Here is a 23,586-nt window from a genome sequence, read left to right as displayed (position 1 = left end):
TTATAGTCTAAGCCGAATTTTTTGGTAGTTTGGATGACGATAAATGACTGAGGCTGTAGCGGGAAAAGTCGCCATTGTAATTGGCGCCACCGGGCTGGTGGGCAACGCATTGGTTGAGCAGCTGGCGCAAGCTCCACACATTGGGCAGGTGATAGCCATCACGCGACGTCCTGTCGACTATGGCAGCGACAAGATTTGTAACCAGGTGGTGGATTTCGATCAGCTGGAAAAGACTGCGGACGTGTTTAAAGGCGATATTCTGTTTTCCTGTCTCGGTACTACCCGCAAGCAAGCCGGCTCTCTGGAGGCTCAACGCATCGTTGATGTCGATTACCAATACAGGGCGGCGCAATTGGCGGCCAAGCAGGGTGTCAGCCACTATTTACTGGTGTCCTCATCCGGAGCCAATGTCCAGAGTTCCAGTGGTTATATGAAGATGAAAGGCGAACTGGAGCAAGCCATTGAGAAACTCGGTTTTCCCCGTGTCAGTATTCTGCAGCCGTCGCTCTTGTTGGGCACACGCGATCATTTACGGGTGGGAGAAATGATTGGCAGTTGGCTATTACCCGCACTGTGCCTGTTGCCGGGCTTAAGGCGCTATCGCCCGATTCGCGGTGAGCAGGTGGCGGCAACAATGGTCAAACTCAGTGGCTGCCAGGGGCAAGGCCTCGAGCGTCTGGTGTTGGATCAGGTTTTTTCCTAGGGCTTGAGTTGTGCCGATTTAGTTGTGCTGATTTTAATTATGATAGTACTGAAAGTACTTTTTCAGTTGCGACTGCACCCAACTCTGATGTTTCTCCGGCGGAATCCCCAGCAGGTTTTCCTTCACAATACCAACATAGGCAACATCTTCGGTCATGATGTGCTTGATCAGCCACTCCTGTAGCAGGCTGGCCAGTTCCTGGGCAATGGCTTCACCTTGATTGAAGCGCTGTTGCAGCCCCTCGATTAAGTGCGAGAAGTTTTGGTGTACCAGTTGGTGTTCCTGAAGATCTGGATACTGGGCTTCCTCCATCAGGGATTCTTCAAAAGCAAAGTGAGATAGCGTGTAATCGACCAAATTGTTCAGCACTTCCTTTAGCTGTTCCTCGCTCGCGCTTTCCTCGGCAACGTCGTAGAGATCGTTGATGTAATTCACAATCCGGTGGTGTTGATTGTCGATGACCTCAAGGCCCAATTCATACTCCGGGCTCCAAAGCATTTTAGGCATAATGAATTCCTTTACGCATCCGATTGATTTCCGACTAGCCAAATAAACGGCTCATCCAACTGCCTTTCTTGGCTTTTGCACGTTTGGTCGCGGCGTTCATATTCTCTTTGACTATACCACTGTAATCACGATCATCGTGTTTAATGTGATTGACCAGCCAGGCTTTTAAGGTGTGGGTTAACTCTTCGGTAACATCTTCACCCGATTTGGCTCGCTGTTGATAACCGGCAATGCGGCGGGTAAACAGTGCGTGAACTTTTTTATGGGCCTTGATAAAAGGGTACCCGGCTTCTTCCATCAGGGTTTCTTCAAAGGCAAAGTGCGACAGGGTGTAATCCACCAGTTCATCGAGAACCAATAACAGCTCTTCTTGGCTGTGGTGTTGGTGGGCCAGCTCGACTTTATTGATGTATTCGACAATACGCTGGTGCTGGCTGTCGATAACTGGAATACCTATCTCCAGTTCGGCGCTCCATTCCAGAGTCATGGTTATTCTCCATCTACGATTTGCAGCAAATGGTAGGAGAAGCTCAGCAGAGAGTATTAGATATAGATCAATTGCACGCAGGTTTGTCGTGCGGGTGTGGGGTAAAGGCTGCGTGTATTACGTTATTTGTTTTTGGGCGCCAGGCTTGGCTGTGTCTGGAGGGGTAAACGTTCCCGCTAGACGGGAACGTTTTGAAGGGATATCGCTAGGGATTAGCAGCAACTGTCGTCGTTACAGCTGTCATCACCACAACCGCCAGCGGCGTGTACATGGCCGTGCTGTAGTTCTTCTTCGGTAGCGTCGCGAATCTCAAGGACTTCCACATCGAAGTTCAGGTTCATACCCGCCAGTGGGTGGTTGCCATTAATGGTGATGGTGTCTTCTTCCACATCAATCACTTCCACGACCTGCATGCCGTTTTGAGTTTGGGCGTGGAATTCCATGCCGACTTCAATATTGTCGACACCGCCGAACATATCACGAGGCAGGGCTTGAATCAGCTCTGGATCCTTCTCGCCATAACCTTCTTCACAGGGAACGCTAACACTCAGTTTGTCACCAATGGTTTTGCCTTCCAGTTCTTTTTCCAGTCCTGGTACCAGGTTTTGATGGCCGTGCAGGTAAGCCAGAGGCTCCTGGCCTTCGGAAGTGTCGAGGATGTTGCCTTCGTCGTTTTTCAGCGTGTAGTTAATAACGGCAACTTTATTTGCAGTAATGCTCATAGGTTTTTCTCGGGTAGGATCTCACGTAGAGAAAGTATAGGGGCTGAGACACTGAATCAGTTGCCCTGTAAGGATTGGCCATCGAGCTCAGCGCGGGCCAGATTAATTTCGTAGTGCTTGCCATCCTTTTCCTGCTGACGCAGACGTACCACCAGGTAGTTCCAGTCCTGGGCTAACCAAAGGTAAGTAATGCGCTTTTTATCGGCTGCGCGAATACGTTTGATCTTGACGGTATTTACCTTACCGATGGGTGTTTGCAACACTTCTTCACCCATCAGTTCAAAACTGTAATCTTTTAGGCGACCTCCATCAGCCACCTGGTATTGCAGGTCGGGGCTGGCATTGAGCAGGTCGTTGCGCAGCTGTAACTGGTAGCTGAGTTTATCCAGCGTCGCCTGGGGGACATCCATGGACCAGGGCTTTTGCTGCACATTGTTGGTGACCTTGCCTTCTTGCCAGTCAAAGGTCAGCACTGCGTGGCGGTCTTTGCCCAGGCCTGTGCGGTGGTATTCGTACAGCTGGGGTACCAGCTGGCCGCTGTCGTTCCACTGAAACTGGCTGAATTCTTCGATCGAGGCAATCCAGGATTTAGCGCTAAAACGTAACTCATGATTGCCATTGGGCAGCTTTTTCAGGCTGCGCTTGGCAGTGACTTTCAAACCACTGTAGTTAGCCTGGTAAACGGCTTCAAAGGGCAGTGGCTGGCTGGCCAGGCTGTGGCTGCTGGCTATCAGGGTTGTGGCCAGCAGGCTAGCGGAGGCGACAACTTTAATCAGGCTTTTCGGTATTATGTTCATAGAGATTTTGCTGTCCTTGGCATGCTTCACGGTTTCCGGTGCTTCCTTAAATGGTCTTCCTTGTACCAGATTATAAATTACTGACTTTATTGGGTTGTGTCTATTAGATGGCCACTCGGTGGTAAGGGTTCCCCATCCAATAAGGTTTTACCATCCGCCATACTCAGGCGTCCCTCGGCAAACCATTGTACTGCCAATGGGTAAATAATATGTTCCTGAACCTGAACACGGGCTGACAGGCTGTCGGCGTCATCGTCGGCCAGTACAGGTACGGCGGCTTGAATGGCATTGGGACCACCGTCGAGCTCGGCTGTGACAAAGTGTACAGTCACGCCGTGGCGCTCATCACCGGCATCCAGGGCGCGCTGGTGAGTGTGTAAGCCTTGGTACTTGGGCAGCAGGGACGGGTGGATATTCAGCATGCGGCCCAGGTAGTGGTTGGTAAACTCCGGGGTCAGAATACGCATAAAGCCGGCCAGAACCACCAGGTTCGGGTTAAAGCCATCAATCAGTTGCATCAGAGCCTGATCAAAGCTTTCACGGGAATCGAAGGCCTTGTGATCCAGCGTTTCGGCTTGAATGCCCGCCTGTTTAGTGCGCTCCAGGCCATAGGCATCGGGGCGGTTACTGATAACCGCGCTGATGGTGATCGGCAGATCACCGCTTTGGGTTTTATCGATCAGGGCTTGCAGATTGGTGCCGCTTCCGGAGATCAGCACCACCACATTGCAGTTGGTTGTCATGTCTGTTGTATCAGTAGCCATGAAGCTTAGGCCAGACCTTGCAACTCAACTTGCTCTTCGTCGCCTTGCAGCTTGGCAATGGTGCCCACAACAAAGGCGTCTTCACCGGCATCTTTAAGGATAGCCAGGGCATTGTCTTTCTCGCTGGCAGGTACGGCGATGATCATGCCTACACCACAGTTAAAGGTGCGGTACATCTCATAGGCTTCGACATTGCCTTGCTCTTGCAGCCACTGGAATACCGGTGGGAAGGTCCAGGCGCTGGTGTCGATAACCGCTTTGCAGTCATCAGGCAGAACGCGAGGAATATTCTCCTGCAGGCCGCCACCGGTAATGTGGCTCATGGCGTTAACCTGGGATTCTTTCAGCAGGCGCAGCAGGGACTTCACATAAATGCGGGTAGGCTCCAGCAGGGCTTTGCCCAGTGGCTGGCCAGCCAGATCGTCGTCCAGCTTGGCACCGCTGACTTCGATAATCTTACGGATTAAAGAGTAGCCATTGGAGTGAGGGCCGCTGGAAGCCAGGCCAATCAGTACATCGCCGTCGGCAACTTTACTGCCGTCAATCAGCTCGTCTTTTTCGGCAATGCCGACACAGAAACCAGCCAGATCGTAATCTTCACCTTCGTACATGCCTGGCATTTCAGCGGTTTCACCGCCTACCAGGGCACAGCCGGACTGCTCACAGCCGGTACCAATACCGCTAACAACATCGGCAGCAACGTCAACGTTGAGCTTGCCGGTGGCATAGTAATCGAGGAAGAACAGCGGCTCAGCGCCAGCTACCACCAGGTCATTTACACACATGGCCACCAGGTCGATGCCGATGGTGTCGTGCATGTTCAGGTCCATTGCCAGACGCAGCTTGGTGCCGACACCGTCGGTACCGCTGACCAGAACAGGGTTCTTATAGCCTGTAGGTAATTCAAACAGGGCGCCAAAACCGCCCAAACCTGCCATGACGCCGGGGCGACTGGTGCGTTTGGCGACGCCTTTAATGCGTTCAACCAGGGCATTACCGGCATCGATATCGACACCTGCATCTTTATAGCTGAGGGATTGTTTCTCGGTCATGGCACTCACGGGTAGCTACAGATTTATAGGGGCGCGTATTCTACCAGTTTAGCGGCATGTTATTAAACAGATTATTAAGGGAGAGCTGGCGCACGGATTGACGAAAAATCGCCTGCCATCAGGTTGTAGGGCTTTGCAGGGCCAGCTTGGCTGTTACAATGCTCGCTCATTGAGTGGTTGAGCCCCCTAAGGAGAAAGGCATTGCAAGGTCTTGTTGCCAAGAGAGCTGCCAAGAGAGCTGCCGAAATAGCTGCCAAAGATGTAGCCAGGTCAGTACGCAAAACAGTTAAGCGTGTGGCAGGCGTCACGGCATTGCTGGTGCTGATATTAGGCACTGCCTCCGTGCGGGCAGAAGTCGTAACCACACTGTATCAAGCCGAGGTTTTGGTGGCCTCACAGGGTGAAACTGCACGCCGGGAGGCAGCCAGTAAAGGTTTGGCTGAAATCGTTGTGCGTGTATCCGGCGTCCCGGCGGCGGTGGAGATCCCGCGTATCCAGGGTGCCATGGCCAAGCCTCTGAAACTGTTGGAAGCTTTTCACTACGAATCAACCGATGAGTTACTACAGCTCGGTGAGGTTGAGGTGCAGGCTTCCCGTTTGATCCTTAAATACTCCCCCTCGGCGATTGGTCAATTATTGCGCGATGCGAGCTTGCCGGTGTGGCCAGCCAACCGTCCTTCCCTGCTGGTTTGGCTGGTACAGGACGATCCAGTCGAGGGCCGCCGCTTGGTGTCTTCCGTGGAGCAGCCTGACGTCCTGGAAGCGATAGATTCCGTGGCCGAAGTGCGAGGCTTGCCGCTGGTGATGCCGCTGCTGGATTTACAGGACCAGATGAGTATCGATGCCGAACAGCTATGGAGCCTGGATCAGCAGGCCATTCTGCAGGCATCAAGCCGCTATCAGGCCGATGCTGTGGTGGTGGGGCGTTTTACCCAAACCTCAGCTGGGCAGTGGCGTTCAACCTGGTTGTTATTACATAAAGACAGCAATGAAGTCTTTGATAGCCGTGGTTTGGAAGCCGCTGCCTGGGTCAACGAAGGCCTGGGTGAGGTCGCTAATTATCTGGCGGGTTTGTATGGCATTGTGCCACAGCTGGGAGGCACTGATGCGGTTGTGATGGAATTGCAGGGTGTGAATAACTTTGCCGATTACTTCCAGGCGCTGAAATATCTCGAAAGCCTGGCCATGATTGATCGTGCCGAGCCCAAGCAGGTGGCAGATAACCTACTGCGTTTGTATTTGTACAATGAAGGCAGTGTCTCTTTACTGTTGGATGCCTTGGCGCTGGATAAGAAATTGATGCCACAAACTGAGACGACTTCCTTGCCGATCGCAAGTTTGCCCGGTTCAGTGCCTTCGCCTTCCGTGCCTCAATGGCAGATTGGTCCGCAGGGTAGCCCGAATAACCCACTGAAATATGTATGGGGACATTAAATAGCCCCTGAAATGTAATAAATAGCCGCCTGTGGCCTTTTGTTAAGGGCTGCAAGCCGTTATGCTACGCCCCTGAAATCTATGAGTTCCGTGTTTTACTGCTGCTGTTAATCATGAGTCAGTCTTCACCACAGCAATTGTCCTTAGGCGTGTCGTTGAACGATGACGCTACCTTTGCCAATTTTTATATCACCGAAGGCTCTGCCAATGCGCAAATCGTCCATGCTCTCAATCAGCAGCTGACGGATTTTGGTGAACAGTTTATTTTCCTTTGGGGTGGTGCCGGTGTTGGTATTACCCATCTGTTACAAGCTTCCTGCATCGCAGCCGAACAGTCTGGTTTAAGTGTGCAATATTTGCCGCTGAAAGATATGGCGGGCTTTGCACCGGAATATCTGTTGGAAGGCTTGGACCAGTTGGATCTGGTGTGTCTGGATGGTTTGCAGGCTGTAGTGGGCAATCCCGCTTGGGAACAAGCCCTGTTTAATTTCTTTAACCGCATGCGCGACAGTGGTCGTCGACTGCTGATGGCTGCCGATCAGGGGCCGCACGAATTATCGATACAGCTGCCGGATCTTAAGTCCCGTTTGAACTCAGGTTTGGGTTATCAGGTGCAGCCCATGTCGGATGACGAGAAAAAAGCTGCGCTGCAATTGCGAGCTCGTGCCCGAGGGCTGGAGCTGAGTGATGAGGTGGTGCAATTTATTTTGCACCGCGCGCCGCGGGATATGAATGAGCTTTTCTGTTATCTCAATCGTTTGGATGATGCTTCGCTGGCGGAGCAGCGGCGGTTGACGATTCCGTTTGTGAAGCAGGTGCTTGGGTTTTAAGCCTTTGCTTCTGCACAAATAAAAACGGGGCCTATGGCCCCGTTTTTATTTGGTCGTTGTTTAGTATTGGTACCCTCTGTAGATGGCACCTTGTAGATGGCCGGGGTACGACCCGTAGGGTCGGACCCCTTCGTGCTGTGGTGCCGGTCCGGGGTCTGACCCTGCGGGTCAGACCCCATTGTGCGAAGTGCTTAGTGTACGCCGGCACACTCCAGGCACTGGGCATAAACACCCTGCGGATCATTCATCTGTTGCAACAGTTGCAGCTGTTGCTGAACAGGCGCAATAGCTTGCTGCCAAAAGGCGGGCAGTTGCCAGCTTGCTGATACCTTCTCGCCAATACTCACCATACCACCACTCAGTTCGAGCAACAGTTGCTCGCCTGGGGTCAGTGCTTTGCGAACTTCTTCAACCTGATAGTCGGTCAGCTCAGCTTTGGCCGCGGCGGCGGCAATGGCATCTTCCAGTGTGCCGAGGTTGTCTACCAATCCCAGCTCCTGCGCAGCAGTGCCTGTCCATACACGGCCTTGAGCCACCGTGTGAATTTGCTCAGGGGTGGACTGGCGAGCATCGGCCACAATGGTCAGGAAGCGCTGGTAAATATTGTCGACACTCTGTTGCAGCACATTACTGGCCAGCGGTGACAGCGGGCGATCGATACGCAGGGCGCCAGCCAGTTTGGTGGTGCCTACGCCATCGGTACTGATGCCCAGGCGTCCCAGGGTGTTTTCCACGGTTGGGAAAGCACTGAAGACACCAATCGATCCGGTGATGGTGGTAGGGGTGGCCCAAACTTCATCGGCGCCCATGGCAATCCAGTAGCCGCCGGATGCAGCCACGCTACCCATGGATACCACAATGGGGATGCCGGCTTCACGGGTTACATTCAGTTGCTCACGAATAACCTCTGAGGCAAAAGCGCTGCCGCCCGGGCTATCAACGCGAATTACCAGCGCTTTGATGTCCGAGTCTTCTCGCGCATCTTCAATCAGTGCTGCCAGGGTATCGCCACCGATAGTACCTTCGGGTTGCTGGCCATCAAGGATTGCCCCTTTGGCAATCAGCAGACCGATGGTATCGGCGCTTTGTGGTTGCTCGCGATCGGTAAAATCCAGGTAGTCCCAGTAGTCGATAGCGTCATAACCGCCGTTGTCGTCCTCACCCAGGGCTTCACGCAGGTGTTGATTAATCCTATGGCGGCTGGCCAGTTCATCCACCAAACCTTTGGTCTTGGCCAGGGTGGCACTGTCGCCGGCATTGGCGGCCATATGCTGATCAAGGTTGTTGATGTAATCGTTAAGGGTATCTGGTGTCAGGCCGCGCTGCTGTTCAACCTGCTCATGGTAGGTTTGCCACAGATCGGTCAGCCACAGTTGATTGTGCTCTCGCGAGGCATCCGACATATGATCCTGCAGGAAAGGCTCAACAGCATCTTTATATTCACCAACACGGAAGACGTGGAAGTTCATATCCAGCTTGTCCAACGCGCTTTTGAAATAGTTACGGTAGCTGCCGTATCCGGTTAGCAGCACGGCACCCATGGGGTTGAGGTAAATGGTATCGGCGTAGCTGGCCAGGTAATACTGATCCTGGGAGTAGTTGTCGCTGACCGCATAGATTTGTTTACCGCTGGCTTTGAAGGTTTGCAGGGCCTGACCGATTTCTTCCAGTTTACTGATGCCGCCACCGTAGAGGTTACTCAGGTCCAGTACCAGTGCGGTAATACGTTTGTCTTCGGCGGCACGGGTGAGGCTGGTGGTCAGGTCGCGTACCAGGGTTTCGGCATCTTCCGGGCTGCTCTGCTCCAGAAATTGCGTCATGGGGTCAACGTAGCTGCGTTGATCCACTAAAAAGCCGCTGGGTGCAATACGCAGTGCGGTGCTGTCTGGCATCACAGCGGTGTCTTCGTCGGATAGAGACACAATGATGGCCAGAATAATGACCAAAAAAAGCAGGTTGAACGTTGTGGTGCGAAGCCAGGTGAGCAAGCTCCAGACAAAGCCAAACGTACGGCGAATAAAACCAGGTTTCTTTTGTTCTGACATAGGTGGTGAATCCTTCTACCAATTACCAATAATGGCTAAAAACATGGTGGCTAAAAACGTTGGCTAAGCTGTTAGGTTTCTTGCTCGTTGATCATCTGACGCTGGCGCCAGCGACTGGTCATCATGGCGCTGTTAAACAGGATAACAACCAGCACCAATTGTAGCCAATGCCATCCGCTAGCCGCATCGGACATCACCAGTGGCACCAGGGCGGTGAAATAAATCAGGGTAACAAAACACAGCCAGCTGTAGGTTTTGTAGTGATGGCCCTTCAGACCGGGAATAAAAATCAGCAGTGGCACACTTTGAATCAGCCACCAGCGCATATCACCGGTTTCACTCAAATAGTTAAATATGCCGTAGAACGCCAACAGGGCACCGTAAGCGTGCAGGGTAATCAGGCGGGCAATCTTCACGCGTTTATTGATCGCGTCGGGGGATAATTCTGTTGCGCTGCTCATATTAGTTGTCTTTATTGAGTTTAAGGGCCAGGTTGGCTACTCGCTTACCGAGTGCCTGGCACAGTTGCTGTTCGTCTTCCGTCAATGGCGCGTGATTGTCACCGGCATGGTGGGATGCCCCATAGGGGGTGCCGCCGGATTGGGTGCGCATCAGGGCCTGTTCACTGTAGGGCAGGCCGGTTAACACCATACCGTGGTGCAGCAGGGGAATCATCATGGACAGCAGCGTAGCCTCCTGGCCGCCATGCAGGCTGGACGTGGAGGTAAACACCGCTGCCGGTTTGTTGATCAGGTTACCGTTAAGCCACAGGCTGCTGGTACTGTCGAGAAAATGCTTGAGAGGCGCTGCCATATTGCCAAAGCGCGTGGGGCTACCAATGATAAGGCCGCTACAGTGCTGAAGATCTTCAAGCTCACAGTAAATGGCCCCGTCTTCTGGAATCTCCGGTTCGGTCTGCTCGCTGGTGGGGGATACGCTGGGTACAGTGCGAACCCGGGCTTCAATCCCTGTGACCTGCTCGACACCACGGGCGATGGATTGAGCCATACTGAGGGTAGATCCGGTACGGCTATAATAGAGAACCAGGATATATGGCATAGATGCGTCGCTCTCTTACTAAGACTTAAATCAGTGACTTAAATGAGTTCTAAGGCGTTTTCTGGTGGTCGGCCCAATACGGCTTTGTCGCCTTTAACCACAATAGGGCGCTGAATCAGCTTAGGGTGTGCCACCATGGCCTCAATCAGCTGTTCGTCGCTCAGGGCTTTGTCTTTCAGGTTGTTTTCCTTGTAGGCGTCTTCGCCGCTGCGCAGCAGCTCACGGGCACTGATACCCAGTTTACCCAGCAGGTCTTTCAGGGTGGCTGCGCTGGGAGGTGTGTCCAGGTAGAGAACCACTTCTGGCTCGATATTGTTTTCTTCCAGCAGTGCCAGGGTTTGGCGAGACTTTGAACAGCGCGGGTTGTGATAAATAGTGACCATTGAGGGAAATTCCTTTATGTTCAATAACTTGAAAAACAATTGGGCTGTATTGTACCCGAAGTCGGCCGCTAAAGTGGTTGGTAATTAAAAAGTTGGTTCGGAAATTAAACACACTAATGGAAGCTCGATCATGATGACGCATCTGTGGCGCTTTTTGCCTTATTTGATGGAACAGTATGGCGCCAAGGGCTGTCGCCAGAGCGCGGCTGCACTGACCTATATGACGCTGTTTGCCATAGTGCCAATGATGACAGTGACCTATTCCATGTTCTCACTGGTGCCAGCTTTCCAGGGAGTGGGTGAGCAACTGCAAAGCCTGATATTTGATCACTTTGTACCCAGTACGGGGCAGGAGCTGGGGAGCTACTTAAAAGGTTTCTCCGATCAGGCGCGAAGCCTGACACTGGTCGGCGTAGGTATGCTGGTCGTGACAGCCTATCTGATGCTGAAAAATATCGAGCAGGTCTTTAACGATATCTGGGGGGTGAAGGAGCCACGCAAGGGGCTGTCGAATTTTCTGTTGTATTGGGCTGTGTTGAGTCTGGGGCCTATTCTGCTGGGCGCCGGTGTGGCAATGAGTACCTACTTACTGTCCTTAAAGCTGTTTGTGGCTGAGTTTGATGCTCTGGGCATAGTACCCTTTTTGCTACAGTTCCTACCCTGGGTTCTGACCGCGTGTGCTTTTACCTTGTTGTTTGCTGCCGTTCCCAATTGCCGGGTACCTGTTCGTCATGCGGCTGTCGGTGGGGCAGTGACCGCGCTGTTGTTTGAGATGCTTAAGGATTTGTTTGCCTTAATCGTTGCGCAGTCAGATTTACAGGTCATCTACGGTGCCTTTGCCGTAGTACCGCTATTCCTGCTGTGGATTTATATCTTGTGGATGGTGCTATTGGGTGGAGCCCTGATAGTGCGATCCATGTCTACCTATCAAGTGGAAGTGGTTGGTAAACGCTTCCCAGATCTGGTTGCCGCTCTGCTGGCTCTGTGGGCCCTGCGTGAGCGCCAGGTAACCGGTGAGTCCGCTACCGATGCCGATATCGTCAAAAGCGGTGTAGGCGATGAACAGTGGCAGCAGTTGCGTCAGTGTCTGTTAAAGAAAAAAGTGATCGCCAAAACCCTGGGGGGTGAGTATGTACTCAGCCGCGACCTCTACCGCCTGAGTTTGCGTCAGCTAGCCGACGTGGTGGAGTTGGAAAATCAAATGCCTGGCGTTAGCGACTATTTACAAACCTTTGCCTGGTTCCCGCCGGTGGCTGCACGCCTGCTGTCGATTGATCAGCATACAGAAGTGCAATTCGATACCTCTGTAGGTGATTTATTTGCCGTAGAAGCCGAACCGGAACCGGAGTACCCCGATGAAGGTGAAGGGCTGGAACAATTGCGTGAAGAGCTTAAAACCGAGGCAGGTGCTGAAGAGAGTTCTGAAGAGAGCGAACTTCAGGTTTCTGAAACGGATACACCTGTCGGGGCAATAACGGCCAGTGCTACCGCGACTGAAGATATGGCAGAAACCGATAGCCAGGAAGACCAGCGTGATGAAAACAGCAGGATTCAGCATGGCTAAGGTTGCCACCCCATATCGGTTGATAACCCTATTGTGTGTCGGTCTATTGTTGAGTGGCTGCAGCCGCCCCCAGTTGAGCTTGTTGGATGAAAACGCGCTCGACTGGTCATCGCTGCGCGGTCAGTGGGTGGTCATCAATTATTGGGCCGAATGGTGCAAACCCTGTGTGGAAGAAATTCCGGAACTAAACCACCTGGAGCAGATGTACCCGCAGCAGGTGAGAGTTTTGGGGGTGAATTTTGATAATGAGCCTGAAAGTATTTTACGTCAGCAGGCCAGCCGCATGCAGATAGGCTTTTCCCTGTTGCAGGAAGATCCTGCAGTTTTGTTACAGCTTGAGCGGCCGAAAGTATTACCGACAACCTATATCTATTCTCCCGAGGGGGAATTAGTCGCGTCTCTGGTCGGGCCGCAGTCATTTAAGGGATTGGTGAGTCGCATGGGGTTGCCTGCCGTTGAGCTGGCAAATAAGTCATCTGCTGCTCAAGTTTTGCCCTAAGCGGCCGCTAATTGGGCTGGCAGGCTTGTTAAGGCGCCAAATTTCAGTCGATGACAGGCGGTGTCGATTAAATTTATCCGTTATAATCATGCACTTGGCTATAATTACTTGTATTTAGACTGGGTAGCAATTTTTTCCGATGACCATTCCACTGTTAATTTGTGATGATTCAAGCATGGCCCGTAAGCAGGTGGCCCGTTCACTGCCTGCCGAGTGGGATGTCGATATTACCTACGCTGTTAATGGCGTAGAAGGCATTGCCGCTGTCCGTGAGGGCAAAGTGGAAATGGTGTTCCTGGACCTGACCATGCCCGAGATGGATGGTTATGAAGTGCTGGAGCTGATCAAACAGGAAAAGCACAAGGCCATTGTGATTGTTATTTCCGGTGATATTCAGCCTGAGGCCCGCGAGCGGGTGATGAAACTTGGCGCCCTGGAATTTATTAAAAAGCCCATCAATAAAGAAAAGCTTGAAGACGTATTACGCACCTACGGGTTGCTGTAATCGGCTGTAATTTTTAGTTGTACTATATTCAAGTTATTTATAGTTAGGGATCTATTATGAGTTTGCCGCTGCCGTTTACCGAAGATCAACGTGACGCCCTGCAAGAAGTGATTAATGTGGCCATGGGCGCTGCGGGGGAATCCCTGGCGGCATTTGCTGAAGTGTTCGTACAGCTGCCTATCCCTGTTATCCGTTATATCGAACCCGGCGATCTCAAAAGCGCTCTATCGGCGGTGGATGAGGGTGAGAAAGTTTCTGTCGTTGCCCAGCGTTTTTCCTCCGATGCCAATGAAGGCTTTGCGTTGGTGGCAATTACTGAGTCCAGTTTTCGCGATCTGTCGGAGTTTACCGGACGCGAAGTCACCAACGATACGGTAGCAGCCGAGTTGTTAACTGATTTGTCCGCTACCATTGCCACTACCTGTCTGAATCGCCTGTCGGAGATGGCAGAGGTACCCATGACCCCCGCTGAATCCCCAGAGGTGGTCACCCTGCACTCACCACTCAATGAGTTTTCCTTTGCCGATATTCTGGGCTGGGATGCCGTCGTCAGTGCCGAGATTAACTACCACCTGGAAAATCACCCCTTCAACTGTGATCTGGTTTTACTGTTCCCGGAAAGCGGCGTAGAAGATATGAAAATGCGGTTAGATGCCCTGTTGGCCTGATCGATATTTTCTGCTGCTATTTGTTTAAACCAAAGCGGCGTCCAATCAGTGGCGCGATAATCACCGCCACCAAGGTACCAATAATCCACTGGCGATCTATTCGGTAGGCATTGAGAATGCTGTCGGGGAAGTTTGCCAGTGCCACCAGGCCTATCACCAATACGACCAGCAACAGATTGCGGTATTGTAAAAAGCTGGTGCAGACAATCACAAGCAGCGTGATAAGCAGTGTATCGGTGCTTATGTCTCGTGATTGCAGAAATGGTTTGGCGACGGTCACCGCCAATGTCAGCACCAATAGCAATGCTGACAGAATATATTTCATAGGCGTTTGACGCTAAAGCCCTAACACATCATTGCGGACGCTATTGGCAATACCGGCGGCCTCCTGAATTTTATTCGCGGGTACCCCCAGTTCTGTCAGTGTGGCGCCCAAATGCTCAACAATCCGGTCGAAGTGGTTTTCATTAAGGCCATGCGCTACCTGACGCCGGTGTGCATTGCGCATATTTTGTCCGCTATACTGATTAGGTCCGCCGAAAGCAAAGATGAGGAAGTGCTCCAGCATTTTCTTTTGCTTTGACATGACTAAGCCGTCAAAGAAGTGATTGACGCTAGGGTCGGCGAGCACTTTGTCGTAGAACTTATCAACCGCAGCGCTGACGGCAGGAGTGCCGCCCAAATCATTGTAAAGGCTCATAGGTATCGCTATCCCTGTGATGAGTAATGGTGATGAGCACATATGAAGAGTGCTTGCACTTCTCAGCCTAGACGAGGATTGGGTGTTGTTCAAAAATCCAGGGAGCTTTTATGCATATTCTGATGTACTACAGTGAGTTGTTGCCAGAGTTGTATGACCGCAAAGGGCAGATACTGGACGATATAGAATCCACTGCCAAAGGCCACAACCCGGACGTTAAAATCAATGGTGTACTTTTCTTTGATCGTGGCCATTTTATTCAACTGCTGGAAGGTGAAGAAGAAGAGGTGTGGGAGCTCTATCAGAAAATTTCCATGGATAGACGCCATCACAATGTTCAATTAATCTTTTTTGATGCCGTCAGAAAGCAGGAGTTTAGCTGCTGGAATATGGATGTTTTTGATCTTGAAGACATGGCGTTTGAGCCATTGTCGGCAGAGGATTTAAAAAAATTCCGGCGAGTATATTTGCACAATGAAAAGCCATCGACCGAAGAAGTCTCAAGATGGGTCAAACGCTTGATCACTCAACCCGAAGCAAGGTTTTAGGCGGGTTACGAGCATCGAACAGGCGAAATACTTTTATGGCTTGTGCTGATACAGCCTCTGGTTTGTGATCGATGATATGAAAAAAACGTTCACTGACGCCCATTGCCAGCTCGTCGGCTTTTGATCCTAGTCGCTGGTGGGAAAAACACAGTATGACATTGACATGGCCAAACAGCTTTCGGGGTGTAAGTTTGAGGCCAAGTTTTTTGTTCCAGTAGGCCACATTCACAGGAGAAGAGGCCGCCCCGTTTATACGGCCAGCCTTTATACTTTTAAATATCTGCGATGGCAGAGAAAAGTCCTGATAGTGTGTAATGTCAGAAACCTGCGCCAATGGCAGGTAACTAATCCTGAAACCGCCGACATTCAGTTTATCCCACGGAATAGGTTGGTTTTCAGGAAACTGATCTGCTGAGAGATAGAGCCCATAGGGGATCGAAAGGAGTGTTTTACTGCAGGCAAGGCCCTGTGGGCGTGACAGCCCTGGGGCATCGAGAATAACCGCGCCGTCTAATTGATGATTACCCGTTAAGGCATAGAGTCGGGTAATCGGTAAAATAGACATGTTTATTTCAGTATCCAGTTCTCCAAATACGGTATGCATCAATTCGATAGCGATGCCGGAAGGTTCTTCTTCATCTGTTGATACCCAGGGCGAGCCGCTGGCATTGATGCCCAGTTGAATGGGCGCAGTGGCCTCTACTCTTGTGATTAGACAAAGCAAGAGTAAGGTGAAGTAAGCGGTACGCAAGCGTGGTAGGTCAAAGCAAGGCAAACCTGATGCACCGGTTGATGAGGATGCATTAAGTATAAATCAAATCAGCGCCAGTGCTTTTCCCAGGCAGTCATTACACGGCGCGGATACCAGTATTGTCCGTAGCTACCGTTATAGCGTGCCAGTGCTTCCATCAGGCGGCCATTACTGCGATCGAGGTAGTGTTTGAGGATGGTACAACCGTAGAGCAGGTTGGTGTCTATATCAGTGAGGTTATCTTCCGGGCGGCCAATTTCGTTTTTCCAAAACGGCATCACCTGCATCATGCCCTGCGCACCCACACGGGAAATGGCAAAGCGGTTAAAGTGGCTCTCAACTTCAATCAGGGCCAGTACAATTTCCGGCTGTAGGCCTGCTTTTGTTGCTGCGCGGTGAATACGTCGCAATAGATCCATGCGTTCTTTGGGGTCTTTAACAAAGCGTCCCATGGCATCGCGTTTTGAGACCAGCCAGACTTCGGCATCGTAGCGATCTTCAAAGCTGTCACTTTGGTTAATGGTGTCTATCAACAGTTGGCGTAGTTCGGCGTCTACTCGATGCCGAGTGGAATCGCCAGAAGGGGAGGGCTGAGCAAACACCGCGGCGCTCAGCGATAAGCCAAGCGCACATAACAAATACATTGTCGAGCGGTGAATGTTCAAACCTTATACCTGTCTTACTTCACGTTCTCTTTAATAAAGTCTAGCAGCTGGTCGACAGCGATTTCCTGCTTATCAGCATCACGTCGAGCCTTATACTCAACGGTGTTGTTTTCCAGACCGCGGTCACCCACAACCACACGGTGTGGAATACCCATCAGCTCGGTATTGGCTAGCATCACACCCAGGCGAGCCTTTTCTTCGTCCATAAACAGCACATCATAACCGGCTGCGGTCAGGGTGCTATACAGCTCTTCACATTTGGCGGCAACGGCTTCAGATTTATGCATATTGATGGGCACCAGAGCAATCTGGAAAGGTGCAATCGCTTCTGGCCAGATAATGCCATTGTCATCAAAGTTCTGCTCGATGGCTGAAGCTACCACGCGGGAAACGCCGATACCGTAACAGCCCATGGTCATGGTGCGTTGTTTGCCGTTTTCATCCAATACGGCGGCATTCATGGCTTCACTGTACTTCTGGCCCAGCTGGAAGATATGGCCGACTTCGATACCACGTTTGATTTCGATAGTACCCTGGCCGCATGGGCTTGGGTCGCCAACAACAACATTGCGGATGTCGACAACATTAGCCAGTGGCAGATCGCGCTCCCAGTTAACACCGGTCAGGTGGAAGCCGTCTTTGTTGGCACCACAGGCAAAGTCCGCCAGGTGGGCAGCGCTGCGGTCAACAAACACATCGATATCCAGGCCAACAGGGCCCAGGGAACCAACGCCAGCGCCCAGTTCTTCTTTAATGCGGCCTTCCGGGGCGAATGCCATAGGGGCAGCCACGCCAGGAATCTTTTCCGCTTTAATGTCGTTGAGTTCGTGATCACCGCGTACCACCAGGGCAATCAGCTTCTGGTTACCGTCTTCGTCGGCTTCACCCAGTACAATCAGGGTCTTAACGGTTTGTGAGGCCTCCAGTTTCAGGAACTGGCTCACTTCTTCAATGGTGTGTTGGCCTGGGGTGGCCACTTCGTGCATGTCCTGGCTGGCAGCAGGGCGCTCACCGGCTGGTGCCAGGGCTTCGGCCAGCTCAACGTTGGCGGCAAAGTCACTGTCGGTACTGAAAGCAATATCGTCTTCACCGCTGTCGGCCAGTACATGGAACTCGTGGGAGCTGGAACCGCCAATGGAACCTGTGTCGGCCAGCACCGGACGGAAATTCAGGCCAATGCGGGAGAAGATGTTGCAGTAGGTCTCGTGCATCACATCGTAGGTGTCCTGCAAGCTGTCCTGATCCATATGGAAGGAGTAGGCATCTTTCATCAGGAACTCACGGGCACGCATAATACCGAAGCGTGGGCGTACCTCATCACGGAACTTGGTTTGGATCTGATAGAAGTTAGCTGGCAGCTGCTTGTAGCTCTTCAGCTCGTTGCGAATCAGGTCGGTAATGACCTCTTCGTGGGTTGGGCCCAGGCAGAAGGGGTTGTTGTGACGGTCATCGATTCGCAGCAGCTCGGGGCCGTATTGCTCCCAGCGGCCGGATTCTTCCCACAGTTCGGCGGGTTGTACCACCGGCATCAGTACTTCCTGGGCGCCAGATCGGTCCATTTCCTCACGTACGATATTCTCCACCTTACGCAATACGCGCAGGCCCAGCGGCAGCCAGGTGTACAGGCCAGAGGCTAGTTGGCGGATAAGACCGGCTCGCAGCATCAGCTGGTGGCTGACGGCAACGGCATCGGAAGGGGATTCTTTGAGGGTGGCAATCAGAAAACGACTAGCGCGCATGGCAATACTTTTCTCTAATGGGTAAAAAAGCGTTATTCTACGGTGGAAGCTTTATGGAAGGAAGGAGCTGTAGCTATGTCAGAGCTAGATGTACAACTACAATTTGAATTGGACCCGCAATTGAGCGCCGATACCGTGGTATTGGGCGAGTTTCCACTGTCTTTAGTCCTGATGAGCCGGGATGCCAACTACCCCTGGTGCATTCTGGTACCCAAGTTAAGTGACAAGTTTGAAATCCACCATTTGGCCATTGCCGATCGTGAGCAATTAATGCGCGAATCCTGCCACCTGGCGGAGGTTATGGCTGACCTGTTTGTACCCGATAAGATGAACGTTGCCGCCCTGGGCAATATGGTGCCCCAGCTGCATATGCACCATGTGGCGCGTTTTAAGGATGATCCCGCCTGGCCGGGGCCCATGTGGGGTAAGGTGCCTGCCAAGGCGTTTACTGATGAGGAGCTGGCGGATCGCGTGTCACGTTTGCGCAGTGCGCTGGCCGGTGGTGACTTTACGCCTGCCGAATAATCGTGCCAGGACGGGGTATGACCCGTAGGGTCAGACCCCACTCTATCGCAAGCTTCTAGTTTTACGCACAGCCGGGGTCTGACCCTGCGGGTCAGACCCCATTTAGAACACCACAATAATAACGATTAAGGAAAACCCATGACCATTATCGCCGGCAGCGTCATCTTCGCCGCCCTGATGCTTATCATCACCAAAATGCCCATGGCCATCGCCATGAAAAATATGAGCGGCGCCTATGACAATAAACAGCCGCGTTTACAGGCCGCCAAACTGGAAGGTTTCGGCAAGCGCGCCATGAGCGCCCACGAAAACTCTATTGAAGCTTTCCCGCTGTTTGCCGCTGGTGTCTTGATGGCACTTTATGCCCAGGCATCTGTGTCTATGATAGAAAATCTGTGCCTGGCCTTTGTCGCAGCCCGCATTGCCTATGTAGTGTGTTACTGGCTGGATTGGGACAAGGTGCGCTCGTTGGTGTGGGGCGTAGGATTTGTGTCTTCTTTATGGCTGATGTGCCTGGCGTTGCCGTAACCAGCAGTATTTTTCAGACATAAAAAAACCGCGCTCATCTACAAAAGAAAGAGCGCGGTTTTTTGTCTTCAAAGAAATGAAGCTATGACTTATACAGCCATATCCTTCAGCTTCTTCAGAGGACGTACCTTAACCTGAGTGCTGGCAGGCTTGGCTTTAAACATGGTCTCTTCACCGGTGAACGGGTTGATACCTTTGCGAGCTTTAACAGCAGGCTTTTTCACGGTGGTGATTTTCAGCAGACCTGGCAGAACGAATTCACCGCAAGCACGCTTCTTAACGTGACCTTCAATGATATCGGTCAGCTCGTCGATAACAGACTGAACCTGCTTCTTGCTCAGCTCGGTGTTTTCGGCGATTTGATTCAGGATTTGAGTCTTGGAGTAACGCTCTGAAACAGCTTTGATTTTCTTAGCTGGAGCAGCAGCGGCTTTTTTTGCAGGTGCTTTTTTGGCAGGGGCTTTTTTCTTTGCAGCAGCTTTTTTGGCGGCCATAAGGAGTTCCTTCCTATGTGGTTTTGATAATTGTTATATAGCGACCTATTAAACGGCCAAAAAAGCCTTGTTTTATAGTGTCGAGCTGCGGTTCGTTGCAGCTGGTGCTATGTATAAAGGATAAAACCCTTATCGGCAACAGGTTTTTTAAGAAAAAAGCGAAAAAAGCCGTAATTTATAGTGTTTTTTAGCTTCAGGTGACGTTTGGAGCCATATGGCCCTTAATGAACGGTGAAATTGGCCTTGGCAACCTGGTTAAAGATACCCACCCAGTACTGGCTGAATAGTTCGCCTGCGTGACGGTTGATTTCCAAAATAGCGCGTACCAGAGGACGTTTTAAGTCGGTGCGATAGGCGCGAGCGTAGCGACAGGCATCGAAGGTATCGGCAATGGCGAGTATTTTGGCACCGTCGCAAATCTCGTCTTCATTCAGGCCTTTCGGGTAACCGGAACCGTTACAACGTTCATGATGTTGTAACACGATTTCGCAGGCTTCTTCCCAACCGCCCATTCTGTGCAGTAAATCGTGGCTAACTCGCACATGGCCATGCATAAGTTTTTTATCGTGACTGTTAAAGGGGGTTTCCTTATGCAACACCTCCAGCGGCAAAAATGCCATGCTGATATCGTGCATATAAGCGGCCATGGCCAACTGATTGGGGTCAACCGGGCGATTGGCCTGCTGGTTCATACGCAGTGACAGATTGGCAATACGGTGAATATTGTTTTGCCAAAACTGCGATCGCTCTTCGACGGCGGGGCAGAGTTGCATAATAAAGTGCATGTCATCGTTGGGGGTTACCCCCAGTTCTGCCATGGCTGATATAGCTTCGTTGGCTATATCGACAACCGGTACCTGTATCTGAGGTGGCTGCAGGTGGGTATTGGGATCCATTAGCACAATGGCATCGTAGATAGCCTGGGACAGGTCGTTATCGGTGTGTTTGGCAATATCGCTAATGGTGATACAGATGCGATCAAACATGTCCTGGTCGATATCGCAGGGCTGGTTGTAAATATTCTCATCGACCAGCAGCTTGGTTTTATCCATGGCCAGCAGCACTACATCGCTCAGCTGGTCATCATAGGTGAGTTCACCCAGACGCAGCAGTTCAAGCAGGTCTTCAATGCTTTGCAGCAGGGGGCACAGCTCTTTTAAGCCGATATAGATGAGGTTGCCTTTGATGGTATGTACGGAGCGAAACAGGTCATTACTCAGTTCGCGGTTGTCGGGATCGGTCTCCAGGGCGATCAGGGTGCGTTCGCAGCGCTCGTAGGATTCGTTAAAGTCGTAGAAGAAATCATCGATCAGATCCCTGGATATCTCATCACGCGTGGCTACTTGCATGGATGCCTCCCTGTAGGCTGGTTTTTTCAGCATAGCATAGGGGGCTAATTTTGCTGTTAGTGGGTGCTAACATTGGCCGTCTAAGAGGTTTAATAGTAGCGGGCTGCTAGGGTATAATGCCGCCCCTTTCGGTTTTGTAGGTAGAAAGAGGTTAGCTGTAATGCCTATATATGAATACCAGTGCAATGCCTGTGGCCACCAGATGGAGGCGCTACAGAAGATGAGCGATGCTCCGCTGACGGACTGTCCGGCCTGTGAGCAGGCTGAGCTACAGAAGCTGATTTCGGCGGCAGGTTTCCGTCTGAAAGGCGGTGGCTGGTACGAGACTGACTTTAAAACCGGTAGTAAGAAGAATTTGGCAGGCGGCAGCTCAAGCGATAGCAAGGCTGCGTCTTCCACAAGCACTGCTTCAGCAAACGCTTAACCTGATAGCGATTTAAAACTTTTATACTCTTTATCTATAAATAGGAATCTCCACTATGCGCACCCAGTATTGCGGCGCTCTGAATGCCTCTTTTATTGACCAGGAAGTTACCCTCTGTGGTTGGGTCGACCGTCGCCGTGACCACGGCGGTGTGATTTTTATCGACCTGCGTGACCGCGACGGTATTGTGCAGGTGGTATTTGATCCGGATGTAGGCACCAACTTTGAGCTGGCCGACAAGGTGCGTACCGAATACGTACTGCAGGTAAAAGGTAAGGTTCGCGCCCGTTCTGAAGCCACCGTTAACCCGAACATGGCCACCGGTGAAGTTGAGGTATACGGCCTGGAGCTGGAGATTCTGAACGAAGCCGAGACCACACCTTTCCCACTGCACGATGAGAATGTGGGTGAAGATATTCGCTTAAAATATCGCTACGTTGACCTGCGTCGCAAGGACATGCAGCACAACCTGCGTTTCCGCTCTAAAGTGACCAACGCGATCCGTAACTACCTAGACGACAACGGCTTCCTGGATATCGAAACCCCAATCCTGACCCGTGCGACCCCGGAAGGTGCCCGTGACTACCTGGTACCTTCCCGTACCCACGAAGGTAAGTTCTTCGCACTGCCACAATCCCCACAGCTGTTTAAGCAGCTGTTGATGGTGTCCGGTTTCGATCGTTATTACCAAATCGCCAAGTGTTTCCGCGATGAAGATCTGCGTGCTGACCGTCAGCCAGAATTTACCCAGATCGATATCGAAACTTCCTTTATGGATGACGAGCAGGTGATGAGCATCACCGAAGGCATGATTCGCGAAATCTTCCAAAGCCTGAAAGACGTAGACCTGGGTGACTTCCCACGTATGCCGTACGCCGAGGCGATGGAGAAGTACGGTTCCGACAAACCAGACATGCGTATCCCGCTGGAACTGGTAGAAATTAAAGACCTGCTGAAAGACATCGACTTTAAAGTGTTCGCTGGTCCAGCTAACGATCCTAAGTGCCGCGTAACTGCACTGAAAGTACCTGGTGGTGCGGAAATTTCCCGTAAGCAAATCGACGGCTACACCAAGTTCGTGGGTATTTACGGTGCGAAAGGTCTGGCCTGGATCAAGGTCAACGAAATCGAGAAAGGTGTTGAAGGCCTGCAGTCCCCAATCATCAAGTTCCTGGGCGATGAAGTGACCATGAACATCATGGAGCGTTTAGGCGCTGCCAACGGTGATATCGTTTTCTTCGGTGCTGACACCATTAAGGTTGTTACCGAAGCCCTGGGCGCACTGCGCTGCAAGCTGGGTGAAGACCTGAACCTGTACACCTGCGAGTGGGCGCCACTGTGGGTTGTTGATTTCCCAATGTTCGAAGAAGTGGACGATGGCGTGCTGACCTCTCTGCACCACCCGTTCACTGCACCAAGCTGTACCCCGGAAGAGCTGAAAGCCAACCCTGCAACAGCCCTGTCCCGTGCTTACGATATGGTACTGAACGGTTGTGAGTTGGGCGGTGGTTCTGTGCGTATCCACAACCAGTCCATGCAGCAGGCAGTATTTGAAGTACTGGGTATTGACGAAGAAGAGCAGCGTGAGAAGTTCGGCTTCCTGCTGGACGCTCTGAAGTACGGTGCTCCACCGCATGCTGGTCTGGCGTTTGGTTTAGATCGCCTGATCATGCTGATGACCGGCGCCGATTCTATTCGTGACGTAATTGCCTTCCCGAAAACCCAGACTGCAGGTTGTGTGATGACTGACGCACCGGGTCAGGTTGATCTGGAGCAGCTGCGTGAATTGAATATTCGCGTGAAGAAAAAAGAAAGCAACGCTTAAGTTTTACTAAAAGCGGTTT

General features: G+C 51.7%; 29 protein-coding genes. 12 read left to right on the top strand and 17 right to left on the bottom strand.

Annotated features, from left to right (window positions below; all coding sequences use genetic code 11):
• The first annotated feature begins 43 nt into the window (after window positions 1-43).
• Window positions 44-703, top strand: coding sequence for an NAD(P)H-binding protein (locus ACGHZ6_RS17055; protein WP_390615206.1), 660 nt, complete (start codon window positions 44-46; stop codon window positions 701-703).
• Window positions 704-736: 33 nt separating this feature from the next.
• On the opposite strand, the gene ACGHZ6_RS17050 is transcribed toward ACGHZ6_RS17055, so the two are convergent.
• From ACGHZ6_RS17050 to purM, 6 genes are all read right to left on the bottom strand, one after another.
• Window positions 737-1,210 carry a bacteriohemerythrin gene (locus ACGHZ6_RS17050; protein ID WP_390615205.1) on the bottom strand — a complete coding sequence of 158 codons (474 nt, stop codon included), beginning with the start codon at window positions 1,208-1,210 and terminating at the stop codon, window positions 737-739.
• A gap of 34 nt (window positions 1,211-1,244) precedes the next feature.
• Entirely contained in the window at window positions 1,245-1,697 is a 453-nt protein-coding gene (locus ACGHZ6_RS17045) for a bacteriohemerythrin (protein WP_390615203.1), read from the bottom strand.
• A 212-nt stretch (window positions 1,698-1,909) separates the two neighbouring features.
• Window positions 1,910-2,419 (bottom strand): peptidylprolyl isomerase, encoded by a 510-nt coding sequence (locus ACGHZ6_RS17040; protein ID WP_390615202.1) that lies wholly within the window; start codon window positions 2,417-2,419, stop codon window positions 1,910-1,912.
• Window positions 2,420-2,475: 56 nt separating this feature from the next.
• On the bottom strand, window positions 2,476-3,216 hold the full coding sequence (locus ACGHZ6_RS17035) for a DUF3108 domain-containing protein (protein WP_390615201.1): 741 nt from the start codon (window positions 3,214-3,216) through the stop codon (window positions 2,476-2,478).
• 86 nt (window positions 3,217-3,302) lie between these two features.
• Window positions 3,303-3,959, bottom strand: a complete 657-nt coding sequence (gene purN, locus ACGHZ6_RS17030; RefSeq protein ID WP_390619178.1) for a phosphoribosylglycinamide formyltransferase — start codon at window positions 3,957-3,959, stop codon at window positions 3,303-3,305.
• Window positions 3,960-3,985: 26 nt separating this feature from the next.
• Window positions 3,986-5,032 (bottom strand): phosphoribosylformylglycinamidine cyclo-ligase, encoded by a 1,047-nt coding sequence (gene purM, locus ACGHZ6_RS17025; protein WP_390615200.1) that lies wholly within the window; start codon window positions 5,030-5,032, stop codon window positions 3,986-3,988.
• 201 nt (window positions 5,033-5,233) lie between these two features.
• Here purM and ACGHZ6_RS17020 point away from each other — a divergent pair, with 201 nt between their 5' ends.
• Both ACGHZ6_RS17020 and hda read left to right on the top strand, forming a co-directional pair.
• Window positions 5,234-6,466 carry a DUF2066 domain-containing protein gene (locus ACGHZ6_RS17020; protein ID WP_390615199.1) on the top strand — a complete coding sequence of 411 codons (1,233 nt, stop codon included), beginning with the start codon at window positions 5,234-5,236 and terminating at the stop codon, window positions 6,464-6,466.
• Between the two features lie 113 nt (window positions 6,467-6,579).
• Window positions 6,580-7,296 carry a DnaA regulatory inactivator Hda gene (gene hda, locus ACGHZ6_RS17015; RefSeq protein ID WP_390615198.1) on the top strand — a complete coding sequence of 239 codons (717 nt, stop codon included), beginning with the start codon at window positions 6,580-6,582 and terminating at the stop codon, window positions 7,294-7,296.
• Between the two features lie 191 nt (window positions 7,297-7,487).
• Here hda and sppA read toward each other — a convergent pair whose 3' ends face one another.
• The 4 genes from sppA to arsC all read right to left on the bottom strand — a co-directional run bounded on the left by sppA (window position 7,488) and on the right by arsC (window position 10,783).
• Window positions 7,488-9,341: a signal peptide peptidase SppA gene (sppA, locus tag ACGHZ6_RS17010; protein WP_390615197.1), complete on the bottom strand. Its 1,854-nt coding sequence runs from the start codon at window positions 9,339-9,341 to the stop codon at window positions 7,488-7,490.
• Between the two features lie 71 nt (window positions 9,342-9,412).
• Window positions 9,413-9,802 carry a DUF2069 domain-containing protein gene (locus ACGHZ6_RS17005; RefSeq protein WP_390615196.1) on the bottom strand — a complete coding sequence of 130 codons (390 nt, stop codon included), beginning with the start codon at window positions 9,800-9,802 and terminating at the stop codon, window positions 9,413-9,415.
• A 1-nt stretch (window position 9,803) separates the two neighbouring features.
• Window positions 9,804-10,400, bottom strand: coding sequence for an NAD(P)H:quinone oxidoreductase (gene wrbA, locus ACGHZ6_RS17000; protein ID WP_390615195.1), 597 nt, complete (start codon window positions 10,398-10,400; stop codon window positions 9,804-9,806).
• 38 nt (window positions 10,401-10,438) lie between these two features.
• A complete protein-coding gene (gene arsC, locus ACGHZ6_RS16995; protein ID WP_390615193.1) occupies window positions 10,439-10,783 on the bottom strand; it encodes an arsenate reductase (glutaredoxin) in 345 nt (114 codons plus the stop codon).
• A 130-nt stretch (window positions 10,784-10,913) separates the two neighbouring features.
• Between arsC and ACGHZ6_RS16990 the strand changes: the two genes are divergently transcribed.
• From ACGHZ6_RS16990 to ACGHZ6_RS16975, 4 genes are all read left to right on the top strand, one after another.
• On the top strand, window positions 10,914-12,347 hold the full coding sequence (locus ACGHZ6_RS16990; RefSeq protein WP_390615192.1) for a YihY family inner membrane protein: 1,434 nt from the start codon (window positions 10,914-10,916) through the stop codon (window positions 12,345-12,347).
• Entirely contained in the window at window positions 12,340-12,846 is a 507-nt protein-coding gene (locus ACGHZ6_RS16985) for a TlpA family protein disulfide reductase (RefSeq protein ID WP_390615191.1), read from the top strand. The genes ACGHZ6_RS16990 and ACGHZ6_RS16985 overlap by 8 nt, the downstream gene beginning before the upstream one ends.
• A gap of 139 nt (window positions 12,847-12,985) precedes the next feature.
• Window positions 12,986-13,351, top strand: coding sequence for a response regulator (locus ACGHZ6_RS16980; RefSeq protein WP_390615190.1), 366 nt, complete (start codon window positions 12,986-12,988; stop codon window positions 13,349-13,351).
• A 56-nt stretch (window positions 13,352-13,407) separates the two neighbouring features.
• Entirely contained in the window at window positions 13,408-14,019 is a 612-nt protein-coding gene (locus ACGHZ6_RS16975; protein WP_390615189.1) for a hypothetical protein, read from the top strand.
• Between the two features lie 16 nt (window positions 14,020-14,035).
• On the opposite strand, the gene ACGHZ6_RS16970 is transcribed toward ACGHZ6_RS16975, so the two are convergent.
• Together ACGHZ6_RS16970 and ACGHZ6_RS16965 are read right to left on the bottom strand one after the other, a co-directional pair.
• Window positions 14,036-14,344, bottom strand: a complete 309-nt coding sequence (locus tag ACGHZ6_RS16970) for a hypothetical protein (protein WP_390615188.1) — start codon at window positions 14,342-14,344, stop codon at window positions 14,036-14,038.
• Between the two features lie 12 nt (window positions 14,345-14,356).
• Entirely contained in the window at window positions 14,357-14,719 is a 363-nt protein-coding gene (locus ACGHZ6_RS16965) for a group 1 truncated hemoglobin (RefSeq protein WP_390615187.1), read from the bottom strand.
• 110 nt (window positions 14,720-14,829) lie between these two features.
• Between ACGHZ6_RS16965 and ACGHZ6_RS16960 the strand changes: the two genes are divergently transcribed.
• Window positions 14,830-15,267: a BLUF domain-containing protein gene (locus ACGHZ6_RS16960; RefSeq protein ID WP_390615186.1), complete on the top strand. Its 438-nt coding sequence runs from the start codon at window positions 14,830-14,832 to the stop codon at window positions 15,265-15,267.
• Here ACGHZ6_RS16960 and ACGHZ6_RS16955 read toward each other — a convergent pair.
• The 3 genes from ACGHZ6_RS16955 to ACGHZ6_RS16945 are packed head-to-tail and all read right to left on the bottom strand — an operon-like array spanning window position 15,242 to window position 18,422.
• Window positions 15,242-16,042 carry a hypothetical protein gene (locus tag ACGHZ6_RS16955; RefSeq protein WP_390615185.1) on the bottom strand — a complete coding sequence of 267 codons (801 nt, stop codon included), beginning with the start codon at window positions 16,040-16,042 and terminating at the stop codon, window positions 15,242-15,244. The genes ACGHZ6_RS16960 and ACGHZ6_RS16955 overlap by 26 nt on opposite strands.
• Before the next feature lie 44 nt (window positions 16,043-16,086).
• Window positions 16,087-16,662 carry a lytic transglycosylase domain-containing protein gene (locus tag ACGHZ6_RS16950; protein WP_390619177.1) on the bottom strand — a complete coding sequence of 192 codons (576 nt, stop codon included), beginning with the start codon at window positions 16,660-16,662 and terminating at the stop codon, window positions 16,087-16,089.
• Between the two features lie 35 nt (window positions 16,663-16,697).
• The gene (locus tag ACGHZ6_RS16945) at window positions 16,698-18,422 is read right to left on the bottom strand and encodes a proline--tRNA ligase (RefSeq protein ID WP_390615184.1); all 1,725 of its coding nucleotides are present in this window, start codon (window positions 18,420-18,422) and stop codon (window positions 16,698-16,700) included.
• Between the two features lie 75 nt (window positions 18,423-18,497).
• On the opposite strand from ACGHZ6_RS16945, the gene ACGHZ6_RS16940 reads away from it, so the two are divergent.
• Together ACGHZ6_RS16940 and ACGHZ6_RS16935 are read left to right on the top strand one after the other, a co-directional pair.
• A complete protein-coding gene (locus ACGHZ6_RS16940; RefSeq protein ID WP_390615183.1) occupies window positions 18,498-18,947 on the top strand; it encodes an HIT domain-containing protein in 450 nt (149 codons plus the stop codon).
• 138 nt (window positions 18,948-19,085) lie between these two features.
• On the top strand, window positions 19,086-19,475 hold the full coding sequence (locus tag ACGHZ6_RS16935) for an MAPEG family protein (RefSeq protein ID WP_390615182.1): 390 nt from the start codon (window positions 19,086-19,088) through the stop codon (window positions 19,473-19,475).
• 89 nt (window positions 19,476-19,564) lie between these two features.
• Here the strand turns inward: ACGHZ6_RS16935 and ACGHZ6_RS16930 are convergent, their stop codons facing one another.
• Window positions 19,565-19,969: an HU family DNA-binding protein gene (locus ACGHZ6_RS16930; RefSeq protein WP_390615181.1), complete on the bottom strand. Its 405-nt coding sequence runs from the start codon at window positions 19,967-19,969 to the stop codon at window positions 19,565-19,567.
• Between the two features lie 221 nt (window positions 19,970-20,190).
• Window positions 20,191-21,318 carry an HD domain-containing phosphohydrolase gene (locus ACGHZ6_RS16925; protein ID WP_390615180.1) on the bottom strand — a complete coding sequence of 376 codons (1,128 nt, stop codon included), beginning with the start codon at window positions 21,316-21,318 and terminating at the stop codon, window positions 20,191-20,193.
• Window positions 21,319-21,478: 160 nt separating this feature from the next.
• On the opposite strand from ACGHZ6_RS16925, the gene ACGHZ6_RS16920 reads away from it, so the two are divergent.
• Together ACGHZ6_RS16920 and aspS are read left to right on the top strand one after the other, a co-directional pair.
• The gene (locus ACGHZ6_RS16920; RefSeq protein ID WP_390615179.1) at window positions 21,479-21,742 is read left to right on the top strand and encodes an FmdB family zinc ribbon protein; all 264 of its coding nucleotides are present in this window, start codon (window positions 21,479-21,481) and stop codon (window positions 21,740-21,742) included.
• Window positions 21,743-21,797: 55 nt separating this feature from the next.
• The gene (aspS, locus tag ACGHZ6_RS16915) at window positions 21,798-23,567 is read left to right on the top strand and encodes an aspartate--tRNA ligase (protein WP_390615178.1); all 1,770 of its coding nucleotides are present in this window, start codon (window positions 21,798-21,800) and stop codon (window positions 23,565-23,567) included.
• Window positions 23,568-23,586: the final 19 nt, after the last annotated feature.

Origin of the sequence: Maricurvus nonylphenolicus, assembly GCF_042854845.1 — a bacterium.
In the GTDB taxonomy this organism is placed as follows: domain Bacteria; phylum Pseudomonadota; class Gammaproteobacteria; order Pseudomonadales; family Cellvibrionaceae; genus Maricurvus; species Maricurvus nonylphenolicus.
The sequence above is the reverse complement of the archived record's forward strand: the minus strand, read 5'-3'. Positions and strand labels throughout refer to the sequence as shown.